The organism is Rhodoferax sp. UBA5149, from assembly GCF_002413825.1.
In the GTDB taxonomy this organism is placed as follows: domain Bacteria; phylum Pseudomonadota; class Gammaproteobacteria; order Burkholderiales; family Burkholderiaceae_C; genus Rhodoferax.
On the sequence record NZ_DHXT01000174.1, the window covers coordinates 12,169 to 34,133 of the forward strand.

Consider the following 21,965-nt stretch of genomic DNA (forward strand, 5'->3'; position numbering starts at 1 on the left):
CCCTGCGCGGCGGCGCTCTGGTGCGCCAGGTCCTGGCCGCGCAGCCAGACCGCGCCGCTGGTGGGCGCGTCCAGCCCGCCCATCAAATGCAGCAAAGTGCTTTTACCGGAACCCGACGCGCCCACGATGGCCAGCGTTTCGCCAGCGCGCACGTCCAGGTCAACGCCTTGCAACACGGTCACGTCCAGACGGCCTTCGGTGAAGCGCTTGGTCAGGCCGCGGGCGCTGAGAACCACCAGCCCTTCGACATGCTCAGGGCGAGCGGAGATGAGATCAGGTCGAGCGTTGAGTGTGTTATTCATAGCGCAAAGCCTCCGCCGGGTTCACTTGGGATGCGCGCCAGCTCGGGTAGAGGGTGGCCAAAAAGGCCAGCACCAGCGAGATGACGGCGATGGGCAGGATATCGGCCTGCTGCGGGTCGCTCGGCATGCGGCTGATGAGGTAGATGTCTTTGGGCAAGAAGCTGGCGTGGAACAGCCGCTCCAGCGCCGGCACGATCACGTCGATGTTGTAAGCCACCCCCAGGCCGAGGGCCAAACCGGCGAGCGTGCCGATGACGCCGACCATGGCGCCCTGCACGACGAAGATGCCCATGATGCTCTGCGGGCTGGCGCCCAGCGTGCGCAGGATGGCGATGTCGGCGCGTTTGTCGGTCACCGTCATCACCAGCGTGGACACCAGGTTGAAGGCGGCCACCGCGACGATCAGGGTCAGGATGATGAACATCATGCGTTTCTCGACCTGCACGGCGGCAAACCAGGTGCGGTTCTGGCGCGTCCAGTCGCGCACCAGCAAGTCGCCCGTCAACGTGCGGGACAGCTGCGCCGCGACCTCAGGGGCCTGGTGCAGGTCTTTGAGCTTGACCCGCACGCCGGTCGGGCCTTCGAGGCGGAAAATGCGGGCCGCGTCGTCCACGTGCATCAGCACCAGTGCCGAGTCGTACTCATAGTGACCCGAGTCAAAAGTACCCACCACCGTCATCTGCTTGAGGCGCGGCACCACGCCGGCCGGAGTCACCTGCCCGCTGGGCGCCACCAGCGTGACTTTGTCGCCCTGGCGCACGCCAAGACTATGGGCCAGCTCGCCGCCCAGCACGACGCCGAATTCACCCGGAATCAGGCGGTTCAGGCCGGTGTTTTTGAGCTCGATGGCGAGGTCGGTCACCTCCGGCTCGCGGGCCGGATCAATGCCCCGCACGATAGCGCCTTTCATGTCCTCACCCCTCGCCAGCAGGGCCTGGGTTGCTATAAAAGGTGCAGCACCCACGACTTGCAGGTTGGCCCGTACCTCAGCCAATGTGCGCGCCACGTCAGGCAAGGCCGCGCCATTGGGCGCGAGCACCTCGATATGCGAAACCACGCTCAACATGCGGTCGCGCACCTCTTTCTGAAAACCGTTCATCACACTCAGCACGATGATGAGCGCCGCCACGCCCAGCGCAATGCCCAGCATGGACACGCCCGAGATGAAAGAGATGAAACCGTTGCGCCGGGTGGTGCGACCGGCCCGGGTATAGCGCCAGCCAAGAATGAGTTCGTAGGGGAGTTGCATGGACGGCCAGGTTTTGAATGAGGGGCCATTGTGGCATTGCCGGCCAATTCGTAAACATGCTTCATTCTAGCTATACTGTACAGGTTAGCTAGTTTTTAGGAGCCCCGCCATGATCACCGTCACTTCAGTCGAAGCCCAAAACCGTTTTGGCCAGTTGCTTGATACCGTGCAACGCGAGCCGGTCACCATCACCCGGCATGGGCGCACAGCGGCATTCATTGTTTCGCCACAAGACATGCGGGATTTACAGGATGCCCGCCGCAAGCGGGGCACTGCGGTGGACGCGTTTGAAGCCTACTTTGCGAAGGCCAATGCCACGCTCACGCCCGCCGCCCGTGAGTTGACCGATGCGGATGTCGTCCAGCTGGTGCATGAGTTGCGATGAGCGACCCGCAACGGGTTGTCATAGACACCAGCACCTTGATTGGCGCCGTATTGCGCCCAAGCTCAGTGCCACGACAGGCATTTTTGGCCGCTGTCAGAACCCATGAACTGTGCGTGAGCCATGCCACGCTGAATGAATTGCGCGAAGTTTTGCAACGTCCCAAGTTTGACCGCTATGCGCCCCTGCAAGAGCGACTGGATTTTTGGACTTTGGTGGCCGAGCGCTCTCGCCTTTGGGAGCTTGACACGAAGAGCGAGCAGATCGCTGCGGGCGCCTGCCGTGACGCGAAGGACGCCAAGTTTCTGGCGTTGGCCCTAGCCTGCCATGCCGACGCACTCATCAGCAGCGATGCCGATTTACTCGTTCTGGACCCTTGGCAAGGCGTGCCGATCTTGACGCCAGCGGCGTTTCTGACAAAGTCAGGTCAAACCGCCGCCCTCACGGCGCATAAAGATGGATAGGCAGCCACCGCTGATACATCAAAAAATCACCGTCCAAACTGAAAATGGGCAACTGGTGTTGGATGGACGCCGCGCAAATCAGAAAATCCGTATTGGAACCCTGCACCCCGTTGGCGCGACAGGTGTTAAAGGCCTCGGCGGCTGACGCGTAGTCCTGCCTCGACAGCGACACGTCCTCAAAGGCAAGCAGGCTGTCTCGCAAGGCTTCAAACTGACTCTGTGTTTTGATGCCGCAGAGCAATTCTTGCCGGATGGCGCCGATGAGCACGGCTCGGCCATCGCGTACCAAGTCCGCCAGCGCATTGACCGTCGCTTGTTGCTCCGGGGCGACGGGAATGTTTTTGGGGCGTCGCAGCGCCAGCGACCAGACCGATGTGTCGACCAGGACTTTCATAGCTCAGCCAAGGGCAAGCGCCCCACACCGCGCTGCACTTTGGCATCGAATTCATCCTCAAAATCCACGCTGCCAAACAAGTCCAGCAGCTTGATCTGCTTGCGCCGCTGTACATACTCCAGCAGCGCCTGCGTCACCACGTCTTTTTTGGTGCGCTGCCCACCGAGTTGGCGCGCCTCTTCAATCAAAGCATCATCCAAAGCCAAATTGGTAGCCATGTGTTAACTCCTACACAGTTTGTTGTGTGAGTATAAATCAAACCCTCTCCTTCTGACATTGGCTCTTGAAATTTCATTGAACCGACGGATGCATGGACTCACGCATATCCCGGACAATCGCCCTATGCACCTCCTGATTCCGTTCGCCTTTTGCAGCTCTGAGGGCTGCGCCTCGGTCCTGCCGACGCTGAAGCTACCCCACCTCCAAAAACTGCTGTCTCGCCTGACGTCGGAGCCGATGGACACCGGCGACGAGTTCAGTCTGTCACCACCGCACGAGCGCGCGTTGGCGCGCGCCCTGGGCCTGCCGGTTGAGGACGGCCTGATTCCCTGGGCGGCCCTGCAAAATCAGGCTTCAGGCGGCGCCTGGGCCTTCATCACCCCCTGTCACTGGCAAGTGGGCACCAACCACATCAGCATGAGCGGGCAAAACTTGCCGGATTTCTCCGCGCAGGAGTCGCAAACCCTGCTGGCGGCGATGCAACCTTACTTTGAAGAAGACGGCATCACGCTGCACTACGAGCACCCCAGCCGCTGGCTGGCCCGCAGCGACGCGTTCAGGGGTCTCGCCACCGCCTCGCTGGACCGCGTGGTGGGGCGCAACGTCGAGAACTGGATAGCACGCAGCGCCAGCGCCGCCGCGCTGCGACGTCTGCAAAACGAAATGCAGATGCTGCTCTACACCCACCCGGTGAATGACGCACGTGCCGCCCGCGGCGTGCTGCCCGTCAACTCGTTTTGGCTGAGTGGCACCGGCGCCCTGCCCCAGCAGCTCACGCCCGCGACCCAACACCCCCCGCCGGTGGTGATCACCACCTTGCGCGATGCGGCCTTGAATGAAGACTGGGCCGCCTGGGCGCAGGCCTGGCAGCAACTGGACGCCACCGAATGCGCTACGCTGCTGGCCGAGCTGGATCGAGGGGCGCTTGGCCAACTCACCCTCTGCGGCGAGCGCCATGCGCAGACCTTTAACGCCCTGCGGCAACCTATTCTGAAACGTCTTATGAATCTTTTTGGCACCCAGCCCCCGTCATCATTGCTTAAACAGCTATGAAAATAGTAGCAAGAGACATTCCGCCGCGCAGCCTCTGGACATTGGAACAGGCCGGTGTCCACCCCCTGCTGGCCCAGCTGTACGCGGCGCGCGGCGTGCAAAGCATGCAGGAACTCGACGACGGTCTGGCGCGCCTCATTCCACCGGGCGAGATGCTGAGCTTGGGCGCGGCCGCCCAACTGCTGGCCGACGCCATTGCCTCCGACAAAAAACTCTGCATCGTGGCCGACTACGACTGCGACGGCGCCACCGCCTGCGCCGTCGCCCTGCGCGGCCTGCGCATGCTGGGCGCCCGGCACGTGGACTACATCGTGCCGGACCGCGTGGTGGATGGCTACGGCCTGACAGCGCCGATCTCGCAACGCGTCAAGGACAGCGGCGCCGATGTGCTGATCACGGTCGACAATGGCATCGCCAGCTTCGAGGGCGTGGCGACGGCGCGGGCACTGGGCCTGCAGGTGCTGGTGACCGATCACCACTTGCCCGCTTCTGTGAATGGCCAGATCGTGCTGCCCGAGGCCGATGTCATCGTCAACCCGAACCAGCCGGGTTGCACCTTTGCCAGCAAATCCATCGCCGGGGTTGGCGTCATGTTTTATGTGCTGCTGGCGCTGCGCGCCGAATTGCGCGCCAGAGGCCATTTCTCCGTTCGCCCTGAGCCTGTCGAAGGGGGGGCTTCGACAGGCTCAGCCCGAACGGGAGAACCGCGGCTGGACGTACTGCTACCGCTGGTCGCCTTGGGCACTGTGGCCGATGTGGTCAGGCTCGACGCGAACAACCGTCGTCTCGTGGCGCAAGGGCTAAAAAGGGTGCGAGCCCTCGCCATGCCTGCGGGACTAGCTTCTCTTTTTGTAGCAGCCGGGCGCAGCGCGCCCGTCGCCACCACCTTCGACTTTGGCTTTGCCCTGGGCCCGCGCATCAACGCGGCCGGCCGCCTGTCCGACATGACGCTGGGCATTGAATGCCTGCTGACGGACGATCCAGCACGGGCCGACGAGCTGGCCAAAACACTCGACGGCATCAACCGCGAACGGCGCGAGATTGAAGGCAATATGCGCGAGCAGGCGTTTGCCATCGCCGAATCCCTGTTTGATGACGAGGAGGCGCCACCGCCCGCCATCTGCGTCTTCGACCCCGATTTTCACGAAGGCGTGGTCGGCATCGTGGCCTCGCGCATCAAGGACAAGCTGCACCGCCCGACCTTTGTCTTCGCCGCCAGCGCCGCGCCGGGCCGCGAGCACGAGCTCAAAGGCTCGGGCCGCTCGATTGCCGGCTTTCACCTGCGCGACGCACTCGACCTCGTGGCCAAGCGCTACCCCGGCGTGCTCTTGCGCTTTGGCGGCCACGCCATGGCGGCCGGCTGCACCATTGCCGAAGAAAATTTTGATGCCTTCGAGCAAGGCTTGAACGAGGTCGCGCAAGAGTGGCTGGACGCCGCCACGCTCACCCGCCGCCTCGACACCGATGGGCCACTCAAGCCCGAATACCGACGGATCGAGCTGGTGGACGTGCTGCACAAAGAGGTGTGGGGCCAGGGCTTTGCGCCGCCGACCTTCAGCGAAGAGGTCGAAGTGGTGTCGCAACGCCTGGTCGGCGAGAAACATCTGGCGCTCAAACTCAAGCACCAGGGTCAGCCGGTGGACGGCATCTGGTTTGGTCACACCGAGCCGCTGCCGGCCCGCGTCAAACTGGCTTTCCGGCTCGATGCCGACGCCTGGAATGGCGTGCGGCGCGTGCGCTTTCTGGTGGAGGCGGCGGAGCTTTAGGCGCTCAATGCGCTGGCACGGCCTGCTTCACCCCGCGTGCTGCGGTCGGTGCCACAAAGTTTTAGAATGGGGGGTGCCATCCATCCTCAACGCCGACCTCCACTGCCACTCCGTCGTCTCCGACGGCACCCTGACACCCGAAGCGCTTGCCGCACGCGCCAAAGCCAACGGCGTGGAGCTGTGGGCCCTGACCGACCATGACGAACTGGGCGGCCAACAGCGCGCCGCGCTGGCGGCCAAAAATTTGGGCCTGCAATACCTCACCGGCGTCGAAATCTCGGTTACCTTCATCAACCAGACCGTTCACATCGTGGGTCTGGGATTCGATGCGGACAACCCGGCCCTGCAACGCGGACTAATGCAGACGCGCGGCGGGCGCGGGCAGCGGGCCATGAAAATGTCCGAGGGTTTGGCCAAGGCCGGCATTCAGGGCTCCTATGAAGGTGCGTTGAAGTTTGCCGGCAACCACGAGCTGATCTCACGCACCCACTTTGCGCGCTTTTTGGTGGAAAGCGGCGTGTGCCGCGATACCTATGAGGTGTTCCGCAAATACCTGACCGAAGGCAAGCCCGGCTTTGTCGAGCACCGTTGGGCCAGCCTGAAAGACGCCGTGACCTGGATCCGCGAAGCCGGCGGGGCCGCCGTCATCGCGCATCCGGCACGCTACAAGTTCAGCACCAACGAGGAATTCGCGCTGTTCAGCGAGTTCAAAAACCATGGCGGGCAGGGCGTTGAAGTGGTCACCGGCAGCCACACCGCCGCCGAATACCTGACTTACGCCGACGCGGCCCGCGAATTTGGCCTGGCAGCCAGCCGCGGCAGCGACTTCCACAGCCCCGATGAGAGCCACACCGAGCTCGGCACGCTCCCCGGTCTGCCGGGCAATCTGACGCCGGTATGGGAACTGCTGGCCCACCGCATCCAACACACATCGACTAGCGGCCCGGGGGCAAGTGCCTCCACGGGCCACTGATCCCCCATGTCGTTCTGGCGCACCCGACAAGGTGTCGGCGTTTTGCTCATTGTGCTGGCGGCACTGGCTTTTGCCGGCCTGGACACCGCCACCAAACACGCCGTCACACTGGCCCCGGTGCTGATGTTGCTTTGGTTTCGCTATGTGTTTCAGGCGGTGGTGACCTTTGCCCTGCGGTTTCCGGTGCAAAAGCAGACTCTTCTGACGACCCCCAATCCACGCTTTCAGGCGCTGCGCGGCGTGCTGTTGCTGATCACCAGTGCCTGCTCATTCTTTGGCTTGCAGTACCTGCCCGTGGGCGAGTTCACGGCGATGGTGATGCTGTCGCCGCTGGTGGCCACTGCGCTGGCCGCCTGGGTGCTGAAAGACCATGTCTCCCCCCAGCGCTGGCTGCTGATGGCAATGGGTCTGTGCGGCGTGTTGCTGGTGGTTCGTCCGGGTGGTCAGGTATTCAGCTGGGCTTTGCTGTTTCCGGTGTTGCTGGTGACGACCTACGCCTGGTTTCAGGTGCTGACCAGCCGCTTGAGCGGTGAAGAAAACCCGTATACCACCCACTTCTACACCGGGCTGGTGGGCGCCCTGGTGATGAGCCCCATCGCCGTTTTCAGCTGGGACACGGCGGCCCTGCTGGCGCATTGGCCCTGGTTCATGCTGATCGGCTTCTTGGGTACCTTTGGCCACCTGATGCTGATCCGGGCTTACATGCGCGCGTCCGCGCCGGTGCTGACGCCTTACCTCTACACGCAAATCGCCTTTGCCACCTTCAGTGGATGGCTGGTGTTCAAGCACGTGCCCGACACGCTGGCCTGGTTCGGCATTGCCGTCATTGCCGCCAGCGGCGTTGGCAATGCCCTGCTGTCGGCCCAGGAGTTGGCCATGCAGCGTCGTGCCATGGCCACCCCTGCCTGAGCTGCATCAACAGCGCCTGCGCCCTACTGATTCATCGACATTCACCGACAATCAAGCCATGCCTCAATTTTTTGAAGTTCACCCCGACAACCCGCAACCCCGGCTGCTCAAGCAGGCCGTCGCCCTGCTGGAAAAAGGCGAAGTCCTGGCGGTGCCCACCGACTCCAGCTACGCTCTGGTCTGCCACCTGGACGACAAGGCGGCGGCCGACAAGCTGCGCCGCATCCGCGGGGTGGACGACAAGCACCACCTCACGCTGCTGTGCCGCGACCTGAGTGAGCTGGCCAACTACGCCAAGGTGGACAACCAGCAGTTTCGGCTCATCAAATCCGCCACCCCCGGGCCTTACACTTTCATTCTGGAAGCCAGCAAGGAAGTGCCGCGCCGCCTGAGCCACCCCTCGCGCAAGACCATTGGCCTGCGGGTGCCCGAGCACAAGGTATTGCAGGCACTGCTGGCTTTGCACAGCGGGCCACTGCTGGCGACGACCTTGATCGCGCCGGGCGACACCGAGCCACTCAACGATGCCCAGGAAATCCGCGAGCGTTACAAGAAGCAGATTGCAGCCGTCATCGACGCCGGGGCCTGCACCCGGGAGCCCACCACGGTGGTCGACCTGACCGGCGAACAGCCGGAGCTGATTCGAGAGGGGCGCGGTGCACTGGCGGCCCTCGGTCTTTGAACCGCCTGTTCATTTCCCTCTGAGACAATTGCCCCAATGGATATCGCACACCTCATTCAAACCGTTGCCCTTTATGCCCTGCCCGTGCTGTTCGCCATTACCGTGCATGAGGCGGCCCACGGCTACGCCGCGCGGCATTTTGGTGACAACACGGCCTACATGATGGGACGTGTCACGCTCAACCCGCTCAAGCACATCGACCCGGTGGGCACCATTCTGATGCCGCTGCTGCTGTACTTCGCCACCTCGGGCGCTTTCCTGTTCGGCTATGCCAAACCGGTGCCGGTGCGCTTTGGCAACCTGCGCAACCCCAAGCGCCACATGATCTGGGTGGCGCTGGCCGGGCCGGCTGCCAATTTCATCCAGGCCTTTCTATGGGGTGCGCTGTTCTTTGTGCTGAAAGGCACTGGCGTGACGGAGCCCTTCTTTCTCAAGATGGCGCAGGGCGGTATTCTGGTCAACGTGGTGATGTTTGCGTTCAACCTGTTCCCGCTGCCGCCACTGGATGGCGGGCGGATTCTGGTCGGCCTGCTGCCCTATCGCCAGGCTGAGATGGTCTCGCGGGTGGAACCCTGGGGCTTTTTCATCGTGATGGCGCTGGTGATTTCAGGGGTGGTCAGCACCCTGTGGTTGCAGCCTCTGATGGCCCTCACCTTTGGCCTGCTGGACATTTTGCTGTCCCCGATTGCCATGATTTTTAGCTAGTCCCTCGCATCACTGTCAAAGAATTTTTTCGCCCATGAGTTCCACGCGCTTTCTGACCGGCATCACCACCTCCGGCACACCCCATCTGGGCAACTACGTCGGCTCCATCCGTCCGTCGGTGCGACACAGCCTGAACCCTGACGTCGAGAGCTTTTACTTTCTGGCGGACTACCACGCGCTGATCAAGATCGATGAGCCTGCACGCATCCAGCGCTCCACGCTGGAAATTGCGGCCAGCTGGCTGGCGGCCGGGCTGGACCCCGAACGTGTCATCTTCTATCGCCAGTCGGATGTTCCCGAAATTCCGGAACTCACCTGGCTGCTGACCTGCGTCATTGGCAAGGGTGTCCTGAACCGGGCCCATGCCTACAAGGCCGCGGTGGACAAAAACATCAGCGCGGGTGATGACCCTGACTCGGACGTTAGCGCCGGTCTGTTCATGTACCCGGTGCTGATGGGGGCGGACATTCTGATGTTCAACGCCCACAAGGTACCGGTCGGACGCGACCAGATCCAGCATATCGAGATGGCGCGCGACATGGCGCACAGTTTCAATTTCCGCTACGGCGAGCACTTTGTGCCGCCCGAAGCAGAGATTGAAGAAGACGTGGCCACCCTGCCAGGGCTGGATGGCCGCAAGATGAGCAAGAGCTACGACAACACCATTCCGCTCTTTGCGCCACGCGCGCAGCTCAAAAAACTCATCACCGGCATCGTGACCGACTCATCAGCGCCGGGTGAGGCCAAAACCGTGGAAGGCTCCGCCCTGTTCCAGATCTACCAGGCCTTTGCCACGCCGGAAGAAACCACTGCCCTGCGCCGGGCCTACGCCGACGGCATTGCCTGGGGTGACGCCAAGCAGCTGGTATTCGAGCGCATCGACCGTGAAATCGCCCCCATGCGTGAAGCGTATCTGGCACTCCTGAACGACCCCGCCAAGATCGAGGCCATCCTGCTGGCCGGTGCCGCCCGGGCACGCCAGATTGCCACCCCGTTCATGGGCCGGTTGCGCTCGGCTGTCGGCTTGCGCGACCTGCGGGCGCAGGCCAGCAGCCAAGCGGCAAAAACTGCCAAAGTGGCAAAACCGGCGTTCAAGCAGTACCGCGAACGCGATGGCAAGTTCTACTTCAAGCTGGTGGACGTTGACGGTCGCCTGCTGTTGCAGAGCACCGGCTTCGATTCCCCCAGGGAAGCCGGTCAATCCATCGCTCTGCTGCAGACGCAGGGCGCCTCGGCCCTGCCCGGTCTGGCCGACAAGCTGCAGCCCAACGCCGATGTTGAGACACAGGCCGTCAGCACGGCCTTGCAACTGATGGCCGATGCCGACTGAAGGCGGCCGGCACTGGCGACGCCACTGATACAATGGCAGCCAGTCGAAACAGGAGAGGTGGCAGAGTGGCCGAATGTACCTGACTCGAAATCAGGCGTACCGCAAGGTACCGTGGGTTCGAATCCCACCCTCTCCGCCAAATACAACGGCCTGATGCTACAAAATAAACAGCATCAGGCCGTTTGGCATTTTTCCCCAAACTCTCGTATCGCCAACGACACAGGGGGTTTCACTCGGCATCTTTTGCACTCGCGGATGTCCCAGACGTGCTCGACGCCATCTGAAATATCGGATGAAATCGAGAGTGGAGACACCCTATGACCCACACCATCCATCACCGCATCTGCCCGCTGTGCGAAGCTTGCTGCGGCCTCGAACTCAAAGTTCAAGACAACAAAGTCATCAGCATCCGTGGCCATGATGCCGACGTGTTCAGCGCCGGCTACATCTGCCCCAAGGGCGTGGCGCTGGCCGATTTGCATGAAGACCCCGACCGGCTGCGCACGCCGCTGATCAAGCGCAACGGTGAGTTTGTCGAGGCGAGCTGGGACGAGGCCTTCCAGGAGATCGAGGCCCGCCTGCCAGCCATCCGCGCGCAACATGGCCGCGACGCCGTCGGCATCGCCGTGGGCAACCCGGCGGCGCACAAGATCGGTTTGTTGATGTACTTCGGGCGCCTGGCGCGTGCGCTGGGCAGCAAAAATGTGTTCTCGTCCTCGACGCTGGACCAGATGCCCAAGCAACTCGCCAGTGGCCTGATGTTCGGCCACTGGCTGTCAATTGCCATCCCGGATATTGCGCGCTGCGACTACCTGCTGCTGCTGGGGGCCAACCCGCTGGCCAGCAATGGCAGCATGTGGACCGTGCCCGACTTCAAGGGCAAGGCAAAGGCCCTGCAGGCGCGCGGCGGCGAGTTGGTGGTGATTGACCCGCGCCGGTCGGAGACCGCCGCCATGGCCAACGCACATCACTTCATCCGCCCCGGCGCCGATGTGTTCTTGCTGTTGGGCCTGGTGCACACGCTGTTTGACGAAAAGCTGGTCCGGCTCGGACCGGTGGCCGGACTTGTCAACGGCGTCGACGAGGTGGCCGTGGCCGTCGCACCGTTTTCGGCCGAGGCCGTCGCCGAGCGCTGCGCCATTGACGCGTCAACCATCCGTGGGATCGCACGCAAACTCGCGTCAACGCAGCGCGCCGCCGTCTATGGCCGCATCGGCACTTGCACGCAGCAGTACGGCACACTGGCGAGCTGGCTGGTGGACGTGCTCAACGTACTCACCGGCCATCTGGACTTGCCCGGCGGCGCCATGTTCTCGCAGGCGGCGGCCTTTGCATCCAACACCAGCAGCAGCAGCCAAACCGGTACCGTGCCCGGCGTCGGCCGCGGCATCACCACCGGCCGCCACAACAGCCGCGTCAGTGGCGCGCCCGAGATTTATGGCGAGTTGCCCATGACCTGTCTCAGCGAAGAGATTGAGACCCCCGGTGTGGGCCAGATCAAGGCGCTGATCACGGTAGGTACCAACCCGGTACTCTCCAGCCCCAACGGCGCCCGCGTGGGCCACGCACTGGACCAGCTCGACTTCATGGTCAGCCTGGACATCTACCTCAATGAAACCACGCGCCATGCCGATGTCATATTGCCCGGGCTGTCACCGCTGGAGAGCATGCACTACGACGTCGCCTTCCCGCAGTTGTCCTGGCGCAACCACGCCCGTTACAGCGAACCCGTGTTCGAACGCCCAGGCACGCAATTGCACGAGTGGGAAATCCTGCTCAAGCTCAGCGCCATCATTCAGGGCAAAGGCGCGGATGCCGACCCTGGTGCACTGGACGACGAGCACTTTGCCGACGATACGCGGCGCCAGTTCGGCGACCAGGCGCCAGCGGTCATGCAGGCTGTCGGCCACCAATTGCGTGGCCCCGACCGCCTGCTCGATGTGGCACTGCGAAGCGGCCCCTATGGTGATGCGTTCGGCGCCAAGCCCGACGGCTTGAACCTGGCCAAGGTGAAGGCCAGTTCGGCCAGTGGCGGCATCGACCTCGGGGAGCTGGCACCGCGCCTGCCGGGGATGCTGCGCACGCCCTCGGGCAAGGTGGAACTGGCGCCCCCGATGCTGCTGGCCGACCTGTCACGTGTCCGCGACGACCTGAAGCTGCCGACCCCGGACATGGTCATCATTGGCCGGCGCGATGTGCGCTCCAACAACAGCTGGATGCACAACCTGCCCATCCTCGCCAAAGGTCCGTTTCGCTGCACCGCGCTCGTCCATCCCAGCGATGCCCAGCGTTTGGGCCTGTCCGACGGCGCCCTGGCGCGCATTGCCAATGGCACGCGCAGCATCGAAGCCCAGGTGCAGGTCAGCAGCGACATGATGCCCGGCGTGGTCAGCCTGCCCCACGGTTGGGGCCACAGCCTGCCCGGCACGCGCCTTAGACTCGCCGCCGAGCGCCCCGGCGCCAATCTGAATACCCTGCTCGACGAAAACCTGCGCGACCCGCTGTCAGGCAATGCCGTGCTCAGTGGCGTGGCGGTGGTGATGCAGGCCGTTTGACAATTTCACGGTTTCGCGGCTTGACCGTCTAGCATCATAAAATGATGCTAGCCCGCGTCAATAAAGCGTACTATGCTATGTTTTTTATAGCAACAGGTCGCTGACCGGTCAGCGCCAGAGCAAGACCTCAGAAGCTGGTCCAGTCGTCATCTGAAGCAGCCGCCTTGGGGCCAGCCGAGGACGAGGACAGCTGCTTGGGCTTGGGCGCGGCAACACGCGCGGTCGGCGCCTTCGCGGGTGCCAGACGGGCCGTGTGCGGCGCTGGTTTCTTGGGTGCCACACGTGGTGCAGCCGCCCGGGGAGCGCTCGCTGCCTGCCGCACCATTCCCTGCGCGTTGCCTACGGCCAGCTTGAACACACTCACGACCTCGACCATGCGGCCAGCCTGCTGGTTCAGGCTGTCCGCCGCCGCTGCAGCCTCTTCCACCAGGGCAGCGTTTTGCTGGGTGACGTTATCCAACTGGGCAATAGCCTGGTTAATCTGGTCGATGCCGCTGGTCTGCTCATGGGCGGAGGAGCTGATCTCCCCAATCAGGTCGGCCACGCGCTTGACCTGCGTGACGATGTCGTTCATCGATTCACCGGCCTCGCCCACCAACTGGCTGCCGGTTTCGACTTTCTCCACGCTGGCGCCGATCAGGCTCTTGATTTCCTTGGCCGCTTCGGCTGAGCGTCCGGCCAGGCTACGTACTTCGCTGGCCACCACGGCAAAACCGCGTCCCTGCTCACCGGCACGGGCCGCTTCCACCGCCGCGTTGAGCGCCAGGATATTGGTCTGGAATGCGATGCCGTCAATGACGCCGATGATGTCCGATATCTTGCGCGAGGCAATCGTTATTTCCTGCATGGTAGCGACCACCTGGCCCACCACGACGCCACCTTTGACAGCGGCTGAACTCGCCAAACCGGCCAGCTGATTGGCTTGGCGCGCGGTGTCGGCGTTGTTCTTCACGGTGGAGCTGAGTTCTTCCATGGAGGCGGCGGTTTCTTCCAGGTTGCTGGCCTGGGTTTCGGTACGCTGCGACAGGTCGGCATTGCCGGTGGCAATCTCGTTGGCGCCGGTTGAGATATTCTCGGCGCCGCTGCGCACTTCGCTGACCATGCGGGCCAGGCCGTCACGCATCTCCAACAGACCGCCCAGCAAGTGCGCCGCTTCGTCGCGACCGCTGACGGCAATGTCACTCGAGAGATCGCCGCGCGCGACACGGGACGTGGCGTCCATGGCAGTCAACAGCGGCCGGGTGATGCTCAACGTCAGTCGCCAGGCCATCAGACCGGCCAGCAGCAGCACCAGTGCCGCCGCCGCGCTGATCACGCTGACGGTGGCGCGATTGCTCGCATTGGCCTGCTCGGTGGCCTCATCGGTGTGCTGTTTCTGGATCGCGATGAAGGTGCCCAGCTCGCCCATGGCCTTGATCAGCAAGGGATCAATCTTGCCGGTGATGACGGCGCCGGCTTGCTCGGTATTGAACTGCGCGGCCAAGTCCACCGCCTCCTTGAAATGCACGTCCATCTGGCGGTCAATGTCGGCCAGACGGGCGAACAGCTCGCGCTCCTTCGTGCCGAGGCCGGTGACCTCCAGCTTGCCCTTGGCGGCCAGGTAGGCGGCACGCTGTTTCTTGGCTTCGGCCTCGTCTTTTTGCACGCCTTCCACCTTGGTCTGCAGGCCCATGTTGCGCACAGAGACGGCGCTGCTGAGCAGCGTATGGCGCATGTCCACCGCAAGGTCTTGTTGGACGGCCGCCAGGTGCAGCGTGTCTAGCAAAGCGGCGCGGCTGATGCCGTTGCTAATGAGCGCCCCGCCCAGCATCACGCTGGCAGCCAGCAAGATCAAGCCAAACCCCAGCCCGAGGCGGAGCCCGATTTTCATATCGCGCAAATTCATAAGGATGGCCCAGCAGTAAAAAGACAAGATTCAAGTTATGCCAGCGGCGCTTGGCCGCGCAGCGAAATCAACCCTTGTAAATGCCGCAGCCAACAAAGGTGTCGCCCAAGCGTTCCAGGTACATGGCCTTGCCTTCGATCTTCTGCGTCATTGGATTGAGGAACTTGTAGCCCTCCACCCAGCCCTTGCCTTTGGTCTTGGCCAGATCGACGAACATCTGGATCAGCGGCTTGCCGTCCGGATCCTTCAGGCCGATCAGATCCTTGCCCACCAGCTTGGGGTTGGCGCCTTGCGCCAGGTTCTTGCCTTTCAAGTCGTACACAATGATGTAGAGGTCGCGGTCCTTGAAGGATTTGCCGTTCGTGAATTCCTCGTAGGCCTTCTCGGGGCCATTGGCCTTGATATAGGCAACGGCCTTCTTGACCATGGCCTCGGCTTCCGCCGCCGTGCCTTGGTCGGCATGTGCGGTACCCGCCATCGTGAAACTCAACACGGCAGCGCTCAATATAAATTTGAGAAAAGTAAAACGTTTCATGGTGAGGATCCTTGCGTTGTATGGAGAATGGGAAATGAACGATGCCTACTGACTATATCGGACTCTCGACGGCACAGCGTATAGGGGCTTTCCTGTAGGGAGCCGCATTATATTGGCGATTGACGACGCGTGCAGACCGGGCAAGACCCAGGGCCGCCACAAGACCGGCCATTATCGCTTTTCTGTCAAATTGATCGGTGTCAATACCTGCAGTGCCTTTTCGGACCACTCGACCCATGAAGCTTCGAACATGATGCCAGCCGTCAACACCAGATGCTGCAGTTGCGCTTCACGCGACTCGATGGGTGCAGGAAAGTCATGCGCCTCCAGCTTGCGGTAAAGCGCCAGCTTCTGGCGATGGATGACAAGACGGCGTTCGATGTCTTCCTTGAGGGCGGTCGGGCCGACGACGGCCTCGGCCCGCAGTCTCAGCATCAGCTCATCACGCAAGGGTTTGGGATCCTGCGCTTCGGCCGTCCAGCGTTTGAGCTCATTGGCGCCGGCGGGCAGCACTCGGTACACCTTTTTACGCCCCCTGCCCGTCTCGGGCGGCAGCGGCTCCACCCACCCGGCGCTCTCCAGGCGACCGAGTTCCCGGTAGATCTGCTGATGGGTCGCGTGCCAGAAGAAACCGATGGATCGGTCAAAACGGCGCGCCAGCTCAAGCCCGGCGCACGGTTGCTCCAGCAAGGCGGTCAATAACGCATGGGGCAGCGACATCCTGGCAGTCCGGCGTCAGTCCGCTTTGCTGCCTTTGAAGGCGGGCAAATGCTGCCCCAGTCGCCTGCCCATTTCGGCACCCAGCGCCTGTAGTCCGTTCAGTGGACGAATCATGACTTCAAACTCAACAATCTTTCCCTGCTCGTCGAATCGAATCAGATCGATGCCCTTGAGCTGCTTGTCACCCACGTTGGCACTGAACTCCAGCACCACGCTGAGTCCATCACCGCTGGCGAGCTCACGGTGGTAGGCAAAGTTCTCGAACACGCCCATGACGGTGTTGAGAACCAGCGTCACGGCCTGCGCCGACTGGTAGGGCGGGAAGGCCATGGGCGAGCGAAATACGGCGTCGGGGTGCAGGAGGCTCGGCAGGGCTTTGAGATCGCCGGCGGCGATCATGCGGTGCCATGTCGCCAGTGATTCGGCGACGGCCGGGTGCAGTTGTGCAGGGGAGGTACTCATGCAATTTCCTTTCGAATCGATGTGAAGTTTTTCAGATGGTTGCCGCCAGGCGAACGCCCTGGTCGATGGCGCGCTTGGCATCCAGTTCGGCCGCCACATCGGCGCCGCCAATCAGGTGCACGGTGCAGTCGGCGTTTTGCAGCGCGGCGTACAAATCACGCTGCGGCTCCTGCCCGGCGCACAGCACCACGTTGTCTACCGGGATCAGCTTTTCCTGTCCGTCAATGCTGACGTGCAGACCGGCGTCGTCGATTTTTCGGTAGCTCACGTTCGACACCATGTTGACGTGGCGCGCCTTCAGCGAGGTGCGGTGAATCCAGCCTGTGGTCTTGCCCAGGCCATCACCCACCTTGCTTTTCTTGCGCTGCAACAGGTAGACCTGGCGCGGCGACGCTTCGACCTGTGCAGGGCGCAAACCACCGGACGCGCGGTAGCCTGGATCAATGCCCCATTCGGCGTAGAACTTTTCGGGGTTCACGCTGGCACTGTCGCCACTGTGCGTCAGGTACTCGGCGACATCGAAGCCAATACCGCCCGCGCCGATCAGCGCCACGGATTTTCCCACCGCTCGCCCCTCACGCAACACATCGAGATAACCCAGCACCTTGGGATGGTTGATGCCTTCAATGTCGGGCACGCGCGGTTTGACGCCGGTCGCCAGCACGATCGCGTCGAAGCCGCCCTGCACCAGTTCCTGCGCGCCAACGCGCGTGTTCAGGCGCAGCTTGACGCCGCGCAGGTCAATCTGTTTGCGGAAGTAGCGCAAGGTCTCAAAGAACTCTTCCTTGCCCGGCACCTTTTTCGCCACATTGAACTGGCCACCGATCTCGGCATCGGCATCAAACAGTGTCACGTCATGGCCGCGCTCGGCAGCGGTGACGGCGAAGCTCATGCCGGCCGGGCCGGCACCGACCACGGCGAGACGCTTCGGCTGTTTCGTGGGCAGAAAAACCAGCTCGGTTTCGTGGCAAGCCCGCGGGTTGACCAGACAGGAGGTGATCTTGCCGGCAAACGTATGGTCCAGACAGGCCTGGTTGCAGCCGATGCAGGTATTGATCTCGTCGGCACGGCCCTGGGCTGCTTTGCGCACGAAGAAAGGATCGGCCAGCAGCGGCCGGGCCATCGAGACCATGTCGCAGTAGCCGTCGGCCAGCAATTGCTCGGCCACCTCGGGCGTGTTGATCCGGTTGGTGGCCACCAGCGGCACCGAGACATGGCCCTTGAGGCGCTGCGTGACCCAGGCGTAGGCGGCGCGCGGCACCTTGGTGGCGATGGTCGGAATGCGGGCCTCGTGCCAGCCAATGCCCGTGTTGATAATGGTGGCACCGGCGGCCTCGATAGCCTGGGCTAGCTGAATGACCTCTTCCAGCGATGAACCGCCCGCCACCAGGTCCAGCATCGAGAGGCGATAAATGATGATGAAATTCTTTCCCACCCGCTCGCGTGTGCAGCGAACGATTTCGACGGGCAAGCGGATGCGGTTGGCGTAAGCGCCGCCCCAGGCGTCGTCGCGCTGGTTGGTGCGGCTGGCAATGAATTCGTTGATGAGGTAACCCTCGGAGCCCATGATCTCGACCCCGTCATAACCCGCGAACTGGGCCAGCGCCGCACAGCGTACGAAATCGCTGATGGTCTCTTCCACTTCTTCGGTGGTCAGCGCATGCGGCTCGAACGGGTTGATGGGCGCCTTGAGCGCACTCGGCGCCACCAGCGAAGGCTGATAGGAATAGCGGCCAAAGTGCAGGATCTGCATGGCGATCTTGCCGCCCTCGGCGTGCACCGTCTGGGTCACGACCTTGTGATGCTCGGCCTGGGCCTCCGTCATCAGGGTGGCGCCACCGGTCATGGGACGGCCACGCTCATTGGGCGCAATGCCGCCGGTCACGATCAGGCCAACGCCACCGCGCGCGCGCTCGGCATAGAAAGCGGCCATGCGCTCGAAGCCGTTCTTGACCTCCTCCAGACCGACGTGCATGGAGCCCATCAGCACACGGTTCGCCAGGGAAGTAAAGCCCAGCTCAAGGGGCTGCAGCAGATGGGGATAAGGATTCATGGCAAATTTTCCTATTTATGCAATCAGTTGCATAAATGTAATCCAGATTTCATCACATTGCAACTGGTTGCACTAAAGGAGGTGCCCGAAAAGACGGGCCCGGTTGCCGCCGCTTTCCTTGGCCAGGTACATGGCGGCATCGGCACTCTTCGAGAGAGTCAGCTCGTCGCTGCCATGTTCGGGATAAATGGCCACACCGATGCTGGAAGAAATAATCACATCACGACCGTCCAGGTCAAAGGGTTGGTTGAGGGCATGGCAGATTTTTTCTGCCACCAGCAGGGCATCCTGGTACGCCTCGACATAGGGCAGCAGCACGACAAATTCATCACCCCCGAGGCGACCCACCGTATCGACGTTGCGCACACAAGCCTCCATCCGACTCGCTGCGGCATGCAGCAACAAATCGCCGACATGATGGCCACGGGAATCGTTAATGAGCTTGAACTCGTCCAGATCGACAAACAGCACTGCCATGCGCGTGTGATCGCGCCGGGCCTGCGAGACCGCCTGGCGCAGCCGGTCGTCAAACAGGGCGCGGTTAGGCAGGCCTGTCAACGAATCATGTTGTGCGAGGTGCTTGAGCGTTTGCCGGCTCTCATTCAACTCCTGCATGTTCGCCACAAGGGTGGTCTGCATGTCGTTCAGGCTGCTGGCAAGCAGCCCGATTTCATCTTTGCGAACAGCGGGCAGCTCACTGACCACCTGTTCTTTTGAAAACCGCTTCATCGCATCCACCATGCTCCTCAAGGAGCCGGTCACGGCACGCGAAACCAGCGCCGCCAGAACCACGGCCAGCACGCCCAGCGCAAGAATCATCTGAACGGTGTTCCAACCCAGCCGTCTGGTTTCGCGCACCACGTTCTCCAGTGGCTGCGACAGGCCCAGAATCACAAAATTCTTCTCGACGGATCCACCGTAAGGCAGCCGGACAAAAGCGGCCACGAGACCGTTAGCAGGCTGTTGTGCACCTTCGATACTTGTCACCACGCTGGCGCTCTTGCCACTGATCAGGGCGGCAACCGGTTCGAAAAACTCCTGAATCAAAATTCGGCGCCCCTGATCAAAACCAAAGGCCTCGGCCGGATTGGGGTGTATCAGATAATCGCCCCAATGGTTGCTGAGGTAGAGCTGGTAGGCATTCGGCAGATCGGATTTCAGACGGGCAAACAGGCCGTTCAAATCAAGGTTGATCACGATCAGCCCCAGCACTTTGCCGTCATCGGCGACCACCGGCGTGGCGACCCGCACGGTTGGCTTGTTCAGTCCGGAATGCGCCCCTTCTTCGTGGTTGATCGTGATGTCCGACAAATACACCTGCCCCCGGCGCAGCGGCAAGGTGTTGAAGACGTAGGCGTAATGCGCTTTTTCCTGCAAATCGGCCGCCGGGACGCGTGTCAGCTTGTCGCCATCACGATCAACGCGAACCAGCTCCAGGCCATGGTCGTCCGCACCAATCAGGCGAATCTGAAAATAGTGAGGATGCACCGCCATCAAGGCCGTGAAGGTATCGGCCAGCCGTTGTTTGTCGCGGTCCGCGGCTGCTTTGTCATGGGCACCCGCAATCACAGGGCTTGTCTGCAGGCTTGCCAGCAACAGTGCGTCGCCGGAAATTTCGTCAATACTGGCCTGGAAATTGCGGCCCAGCACCTGGGTTGCCGTTAGCAAATCGCGTTGCGCCGCCAGCAACAAGGTGGCACGGCCGCTGGCGTAGGCGTAGTAACCCACGATGCCCATCGCCACCAGACTGAAGCTGGCCAGCAAAAGCCCCAACTTGAATCCGATGCCGTATCGCATGGCTTAGAACCGCCCCGGCAAATCGCCGGAAATGATATGGCCCCACAGCGCGGCCCGGCGTTTGTCATCCTCCACCGGTTCAAGCCAGATGATCTTGTCGGTGTCCCGGGTGGCGCTGTCGGCTTCTATCGTGTTCGACAGGCCCTGACGCCGGGTCAACTCACTGCTTACTTTCTTGTCCAGCATGTAGTTAATCCAGCGCTCCGCGAGGTTCTTGTTTTTGACCCCGCGGGTTATCGCCCAGCAGTCCAGCCAAGCCAGCGCGCCCTCCGTCGGAATGACATAGCCGACATCGGCGCCGGCGTCACGCAAGAGCTTGAGCTGCTGCGTGCCGTAATTGGCAAACATGAGTGCCACCGAGTGATTGAGGAACAGTTCCACCGATTCTTCCGGCAAGGCGTAGAAAGTCAGCACATTGCGGCGCAAGGCAATGAGGTGATTGACCACGTTTTTGAATTTTTTGTCTTCAATCTGGAACGGCTTGCCATCCAGCAGCAAGGAGGCGATGGAAAAGTTGTGGCTGCTGGTGTCAAAAGCCAGAACCCGTCCCTTGTACTTCGGGTCCCACATGGCGGCCAGCGAAGTCGGCGCTTGCGCGAACTGCTTGCGATCAAAAATCAAACCCATTTCCGAATAGGTGTAGGGCACGGCATAGACCTCGCCCAACTGCGTGATGCCGGGAATGCTGCTGGCATGGCGGAATCGGGGCAACTGGTTCGCCGTATTGGGAATGTTGGCGAGCCGCAGCGGCAGCACCAGTTTTTGCGCCATGTAGTGCTGCATTTCTGCCGTGTTGGCGGCAAAGACGTCGAAGTCGCCACCCTGGTTGGCGCTGATCTTTTGCCGAAGGACATCGTCCGAGCTGACAAAGCTGACCTCGACCCGCACCTCGTATTTTTTCTCGAACGCTTTGACCAGATCGCTGTCCGCGTAGCCCGGCCAGGTCAGCACGCGCAAGGTTTCCACCGCCTGGCTTGGCAAACTCAAGGTCAGACCGACGATGAGCAGCAGCAATAGACGGTGGGTCATGGCAAGCTACATGTCGATGTCATTCATGGTCGTGCTGCCCAACACTTTCTGGCCGCCAACATAGGGGCGCAAGACCTGCGGCACGGTGACCGAACCATCGGCGTTCTGATAATTCTCCAGCACCGCCACCAGCGTGCGCCCGACCGCCAGGCCCGAGCCATTGAGGGTGTGCAGCAGCTCGTTCTTGCCTTGCGCATTCTTGAAGCGGGCCTGCAGTCGGCGCGCCTGAAACGCCTCGCAGTTCGAAATGGAACTGATCTCGCGGAAGGTGTTTTGCGCCGGCAGCCAGACCTCCAGGTCATAGGTCTTGCTGGCGCCAAAACCCATGTCGCCGGTGCACAGGGACACCACGCGGTAGGGCAGGCCCAGTTTTTGCAGAATGGCTTCGGCGTGACCGGTCATCTCTTCCAGCGCCGCATAGCTCTTGTCGGGATGCACGATTTGCACCATCTCGACCTTGTCGAACTGATGCTGGCGAATCAGGCCGCGCGTGTCGCGCCC

22 protein-coding genes and 1 tRNA gene are annotated in these 21,965 nt (G+C 62.1%); 11 read left to right on the top strand and 12 right to left on the bottom strand.

Annotated features, from left to right (window positions below; translation table 11 throughout):
* A partial coding sequence (locus tag B3V69_RS15740) for an ATP-binding cassette domain-containing protein (RefSeq protein ID WP_296447956.1) occupies positions 1 to 302 on the bottom strand: 302 nt, incomplete at its 3' end.
* Positions 295 to 1,551 carry a lipoprotein-releasing ABC transporter permease subunit gene (locus tag B3V69_RS15745; protein WP_296447957.1) on the bottom strand — a complete coding sequence of 419 codons (1,257 nt, stop codon included), beginning with the start codon at positions 1,549 to 1,551 and terminating at the stop codon, positions 295 to 297. The genes B3V69_RS15740 and B3V69_RS15745, both read right to left, overlap by 8 nt.
* 109 nt (positions 1,552 to 1,660) lie before the next feature.
* Here B3V69_RS15745 and B3V69_RS15750 point away from each other — a divergent pair, with 109 nt between their 5' ends.
* Both B3V69_RS15750 and B3V69_RS15755 read left to right on the top strand, forming a co-directional pair.
* Positions 1,661 to 1,936, top strand: coding sequence for a type II toxin-antitoxin system Phd/YefM family antitoxin (locus B3V69_RS15750; RefSeq protein ID WP_296447958.1), 276 nt, complete (start codon positions 1,661 to 1,663; stop codon positions 1,934 to 1,936).
* Positions 1,933 to 2,397, top strand: coding sequence for a putative toxin-antitoxin system toxin component, PIN family (locus B3V69_RS15755; RefSeq protein WP_296447959.1), 465 nt, complete (start codon positions 1,933 to 1,935; stop codon positions 2,395 to 2,397). Before B3V69_RS15750 ends, B3V69_RS15755 begins: the two co-directional genes overlap by 4 nt.
* On the opposite strand, the gene B3V69_RS15760 is transcribed toward B3V69_RS15755, so the two are convergent.
* Both B3V69_RS15760 and B3V69_RS15765 read right to left on the bottom strand, forming a co-directional pair.
* Positions 2,375 to 2,791 (bottom strand): PIN domain-containing protein, encoded by a 417-nt coding sequence (locus B3V69_RS15760; RefSeq protein ID WP_296447960.1) that lies wholly within the window; start codon positions 2,789 to 2,791, stop codon positions 2,375 to 2,377. The two genes, B3V69_RS15755 and B3V69_RS15760, sit on opposite strands and share 23 nt — an antisense overlap.
* A complete protein-coding gene (locus B3V69_RS15765) occupies positions 2,788 to 3,009 on the bottom strand; it encodes a type II toxin-antitoxin system VapB family antitoxin (RefSeq protein WP_296447961.1) in 222 nt (73 codons plus the stop codon). Before B3V69_RS15765 ends, B3V69_RS15760 begins: the two co-directional genes overlap by 4 nt.
* A 124-nt stretch (positions 3,010 to 3,133) precedes the next feature.
* Between B3V69_RS15765 and B3V69_RS15770 the strand changes: the two genes are divergently transcribed.
* The 9 genes from B3V69_RS15770 (at position 3,134) to B3V69_RS15810 (ending at position 12,983) form a co-directional block, all read left to right on the top strand.
* Positions 3,134 to 4,063 carry a phosphoglycerate mutase gene (locus B3V69_RS15770; RefSeq protein WP_296447962.1) on the top strand — a complete coding sequence of 310 codons (930 nt, stop codon included), beginning with the start codon at positions 3,134 to 3,136 and terminating at the stop codon, positions 4,061 to 4,063.
* A complete protein-coding gene (gene recJ, locus B3V69_RS15775) occupies positions 4,060 to 5,829 on the top strand; it encodes a single-stranded-DNA-specific exonuclease RecJ (RefSeq protein WP_296447963.1) in 1,770 nt (589 codons plus the stop codon). Before B3V69_RS15770 ends, recJ begins: the two co-directional genes overlap by 4 nt.
* A gap of 73 nt (positions 5,830 to 5,902) precedes the next feature.
* Positions 5,903 to 6,802 (top strand): 3',5'-nucleoside bisphosphate phosphatase, encoded by a 900-nt coding sequence (locus B3V69_RS15780; RefSeq protein ID WP_296447964.1) that lies wholly within the window; start codon positions 5,903 to 5,905, stop codon positions 6,800 to 6,802.
* Positions 6,803 to 6,808: 6 nt separating this feature from the next.
* On the top strand, positions 6,809 to 7,711 hold the full coding sequence (locus B3V69_RS15785; RefSeq protein WP_296447965.1) for a DMT family transporter: 903 nt from the start codon (positions 6,809 to 6,811) through the stop codon (positions 7,709 to 7,711).
* Between the two features lie 58 nt (positions 7,712 to 7,769).
* Positions 7,770 to 8,393, top strand: a complete 624-nt coding sequence (locus tag B3V69_RS15790; protein WP_296447966.1) for an L-threonylcarbamoyladenylate synthase — start codon at positions 7,770 to 7,772, stop codon at positions 8,391 to 8,393.
* A 36-nt stretch (positions 8,394 to 8,429) separates the two neighbouring features.
* Positions 8,430 to 9,098, top strand: a complete 669-nt coding sequence (locus B3V69_RS15795) for a site-2 protease family protein (protein ID WP_296447967.1) — start codon at positions 8,430 to 8,432, stop codon at positions 9,096 to 9,098.
* Positions 9,099 to 9,132: 34 nt separating this feature from the next.
* On the top strand, positions 9,133 to 10,428 hold the full coding sequence (locus tag B3V69_RS15800) for a tryptophan--tRNA ligase (RefSeq protein WP_296447968.1): 1,296 nt from the start codon (positions 9,133 to 9,135) through the stop codon (positions 10,426 to 10,428).
* A 51-nt stretch (positions 10,429 to 10,479) separates the two neighbouring features.
* Positions 10,480 to 10,567, top strand: a tRNA-Ser gene (locus B3V69_RS15805).
* A gap of 178 nt (positions 10,568 to 10,745) precedes the next feature.
* Positions 10,746 to 12,983 carry a molybdopterin-dependent oxidoreductase gene (locus B3V69_RS15810; RefSeq protein WP_296447969.1) on the top strand — a complete coding sequence of 746 codons (2,238 nt, stop codon included), beginning with the start codon at positions 10,746 to 10,748 and terminating at the stop codon, positions 12,981 to 12,983.
* Positions 12,984 to 13,110: 127 nt separating this feature from the next.
* On the opposite strand, the gene B3V69_RS15815 is transcribed toward B3V69_RS15810, so the two are convergent.
* From B3V69_RS15815 to B3V69_RS15850, 8 genes are all read right to left on the bottom strand, one after another.
* Positions 13,111 to 14,853 carry a methyl-accepting chemotaxis protein gene (locus B3V69_RS15815; protein WP_296447970.1) on the bottom strand — a complete coding sequence of 581 codons (1,743 nt, stop codon included), beginning with the start codon at positions 14,851 to 14,853 and terminating at the stop codon, positions 13,111 to 13,113.
* A gap of 82 nt (positions 14,854 to 14,935) precedes the next feature.
* Positions 14,936 to 15,403, bottom strand: coding sequence for a cache domain-containing protein (locus B3V69_RS15820; protein WP_296447971.1), 468 nt, complete (start codon positions 15,401 to 15,403; stop codon positions 14,936 to 14,938).
* 171 nt (positions 15,404 to 15,574) lie between these two features.
* The gene (locus B3V69_RS15825; RefSeq protein WP_296447972.1) at positions 15,575 to 16,123 is read right to left on the bottom strand and encodes a PadR family transcriptional regulator; all 549 of its coding nucleotides are present in this window, start codon (positions 16,121 to 16,123) and stop codon (positions 15,575 to 15,577) included.
* A 15-nt stretch (positions 16,124 to 16,138) separates the two neighbouring features.
* Positions 16,139 to 16,585, bottom strand: a complete 447-nt coding sequence (locus tag B3V69_RS15830) for a nuclear transport factor 2 family protein (RefSeq protein ID WP_296447973.1) — start codon at positions 16,583 to 16,585, stop codon at positions 16,139 to 16,141.
* 31 nt (positions 16,586 to 16,616) lie between these two features.
* Positions 16,617 to 18,638, bottom strand: a complete 2,022-nt coding sequence (locus B3V69_RS15835) for an NADPH-dependent 2,4-dienoyl-CoA reductase (protein WP_296447974.1) — start codon at positions 18,636 to 18,638, stop codon at positions 16,617 to 16,619.
* A gap of 72 nt (positions 18,639 to 18,710) precedes the next feature.
* Positions 18,711 to 20,435 carry a GGDEF domain-containing protein gene (locus tag B3V69_RS15840; RefSeq protein ID WP_296447975.1) on the bottom strand — a complete coding sequence of 575 codons (1,725 nt, stop codon included), beginning with the start codon at positions 20,433 to 20,435 and terminating at the stop codon, positions 18,711 to 18,713.
* Positions 20,436 to 20,438: 3 nt separating this feature from the next.
* A complete protein-coding gene (locus tag B3V69_RS15845; RefSeq protein ID WP_296447976.1) occupies positions 20,439 to 21,464 on the bottom strand; it encodes an extracellular solute-binding protein in 1,026 nt (341 codons plus the stop codon).
* Between the two features lie 6 nt (positions 21,465 to 21,470).
* Positions 21,471 to 21,965, bottom strand: a 495-nt coding sequence (locus B3V69_RS15850; protein WP_349679223.1) for an aminoacyl--tRNA ligase-related protein, incomplete at its 5' end; no start/stop codon positions are given.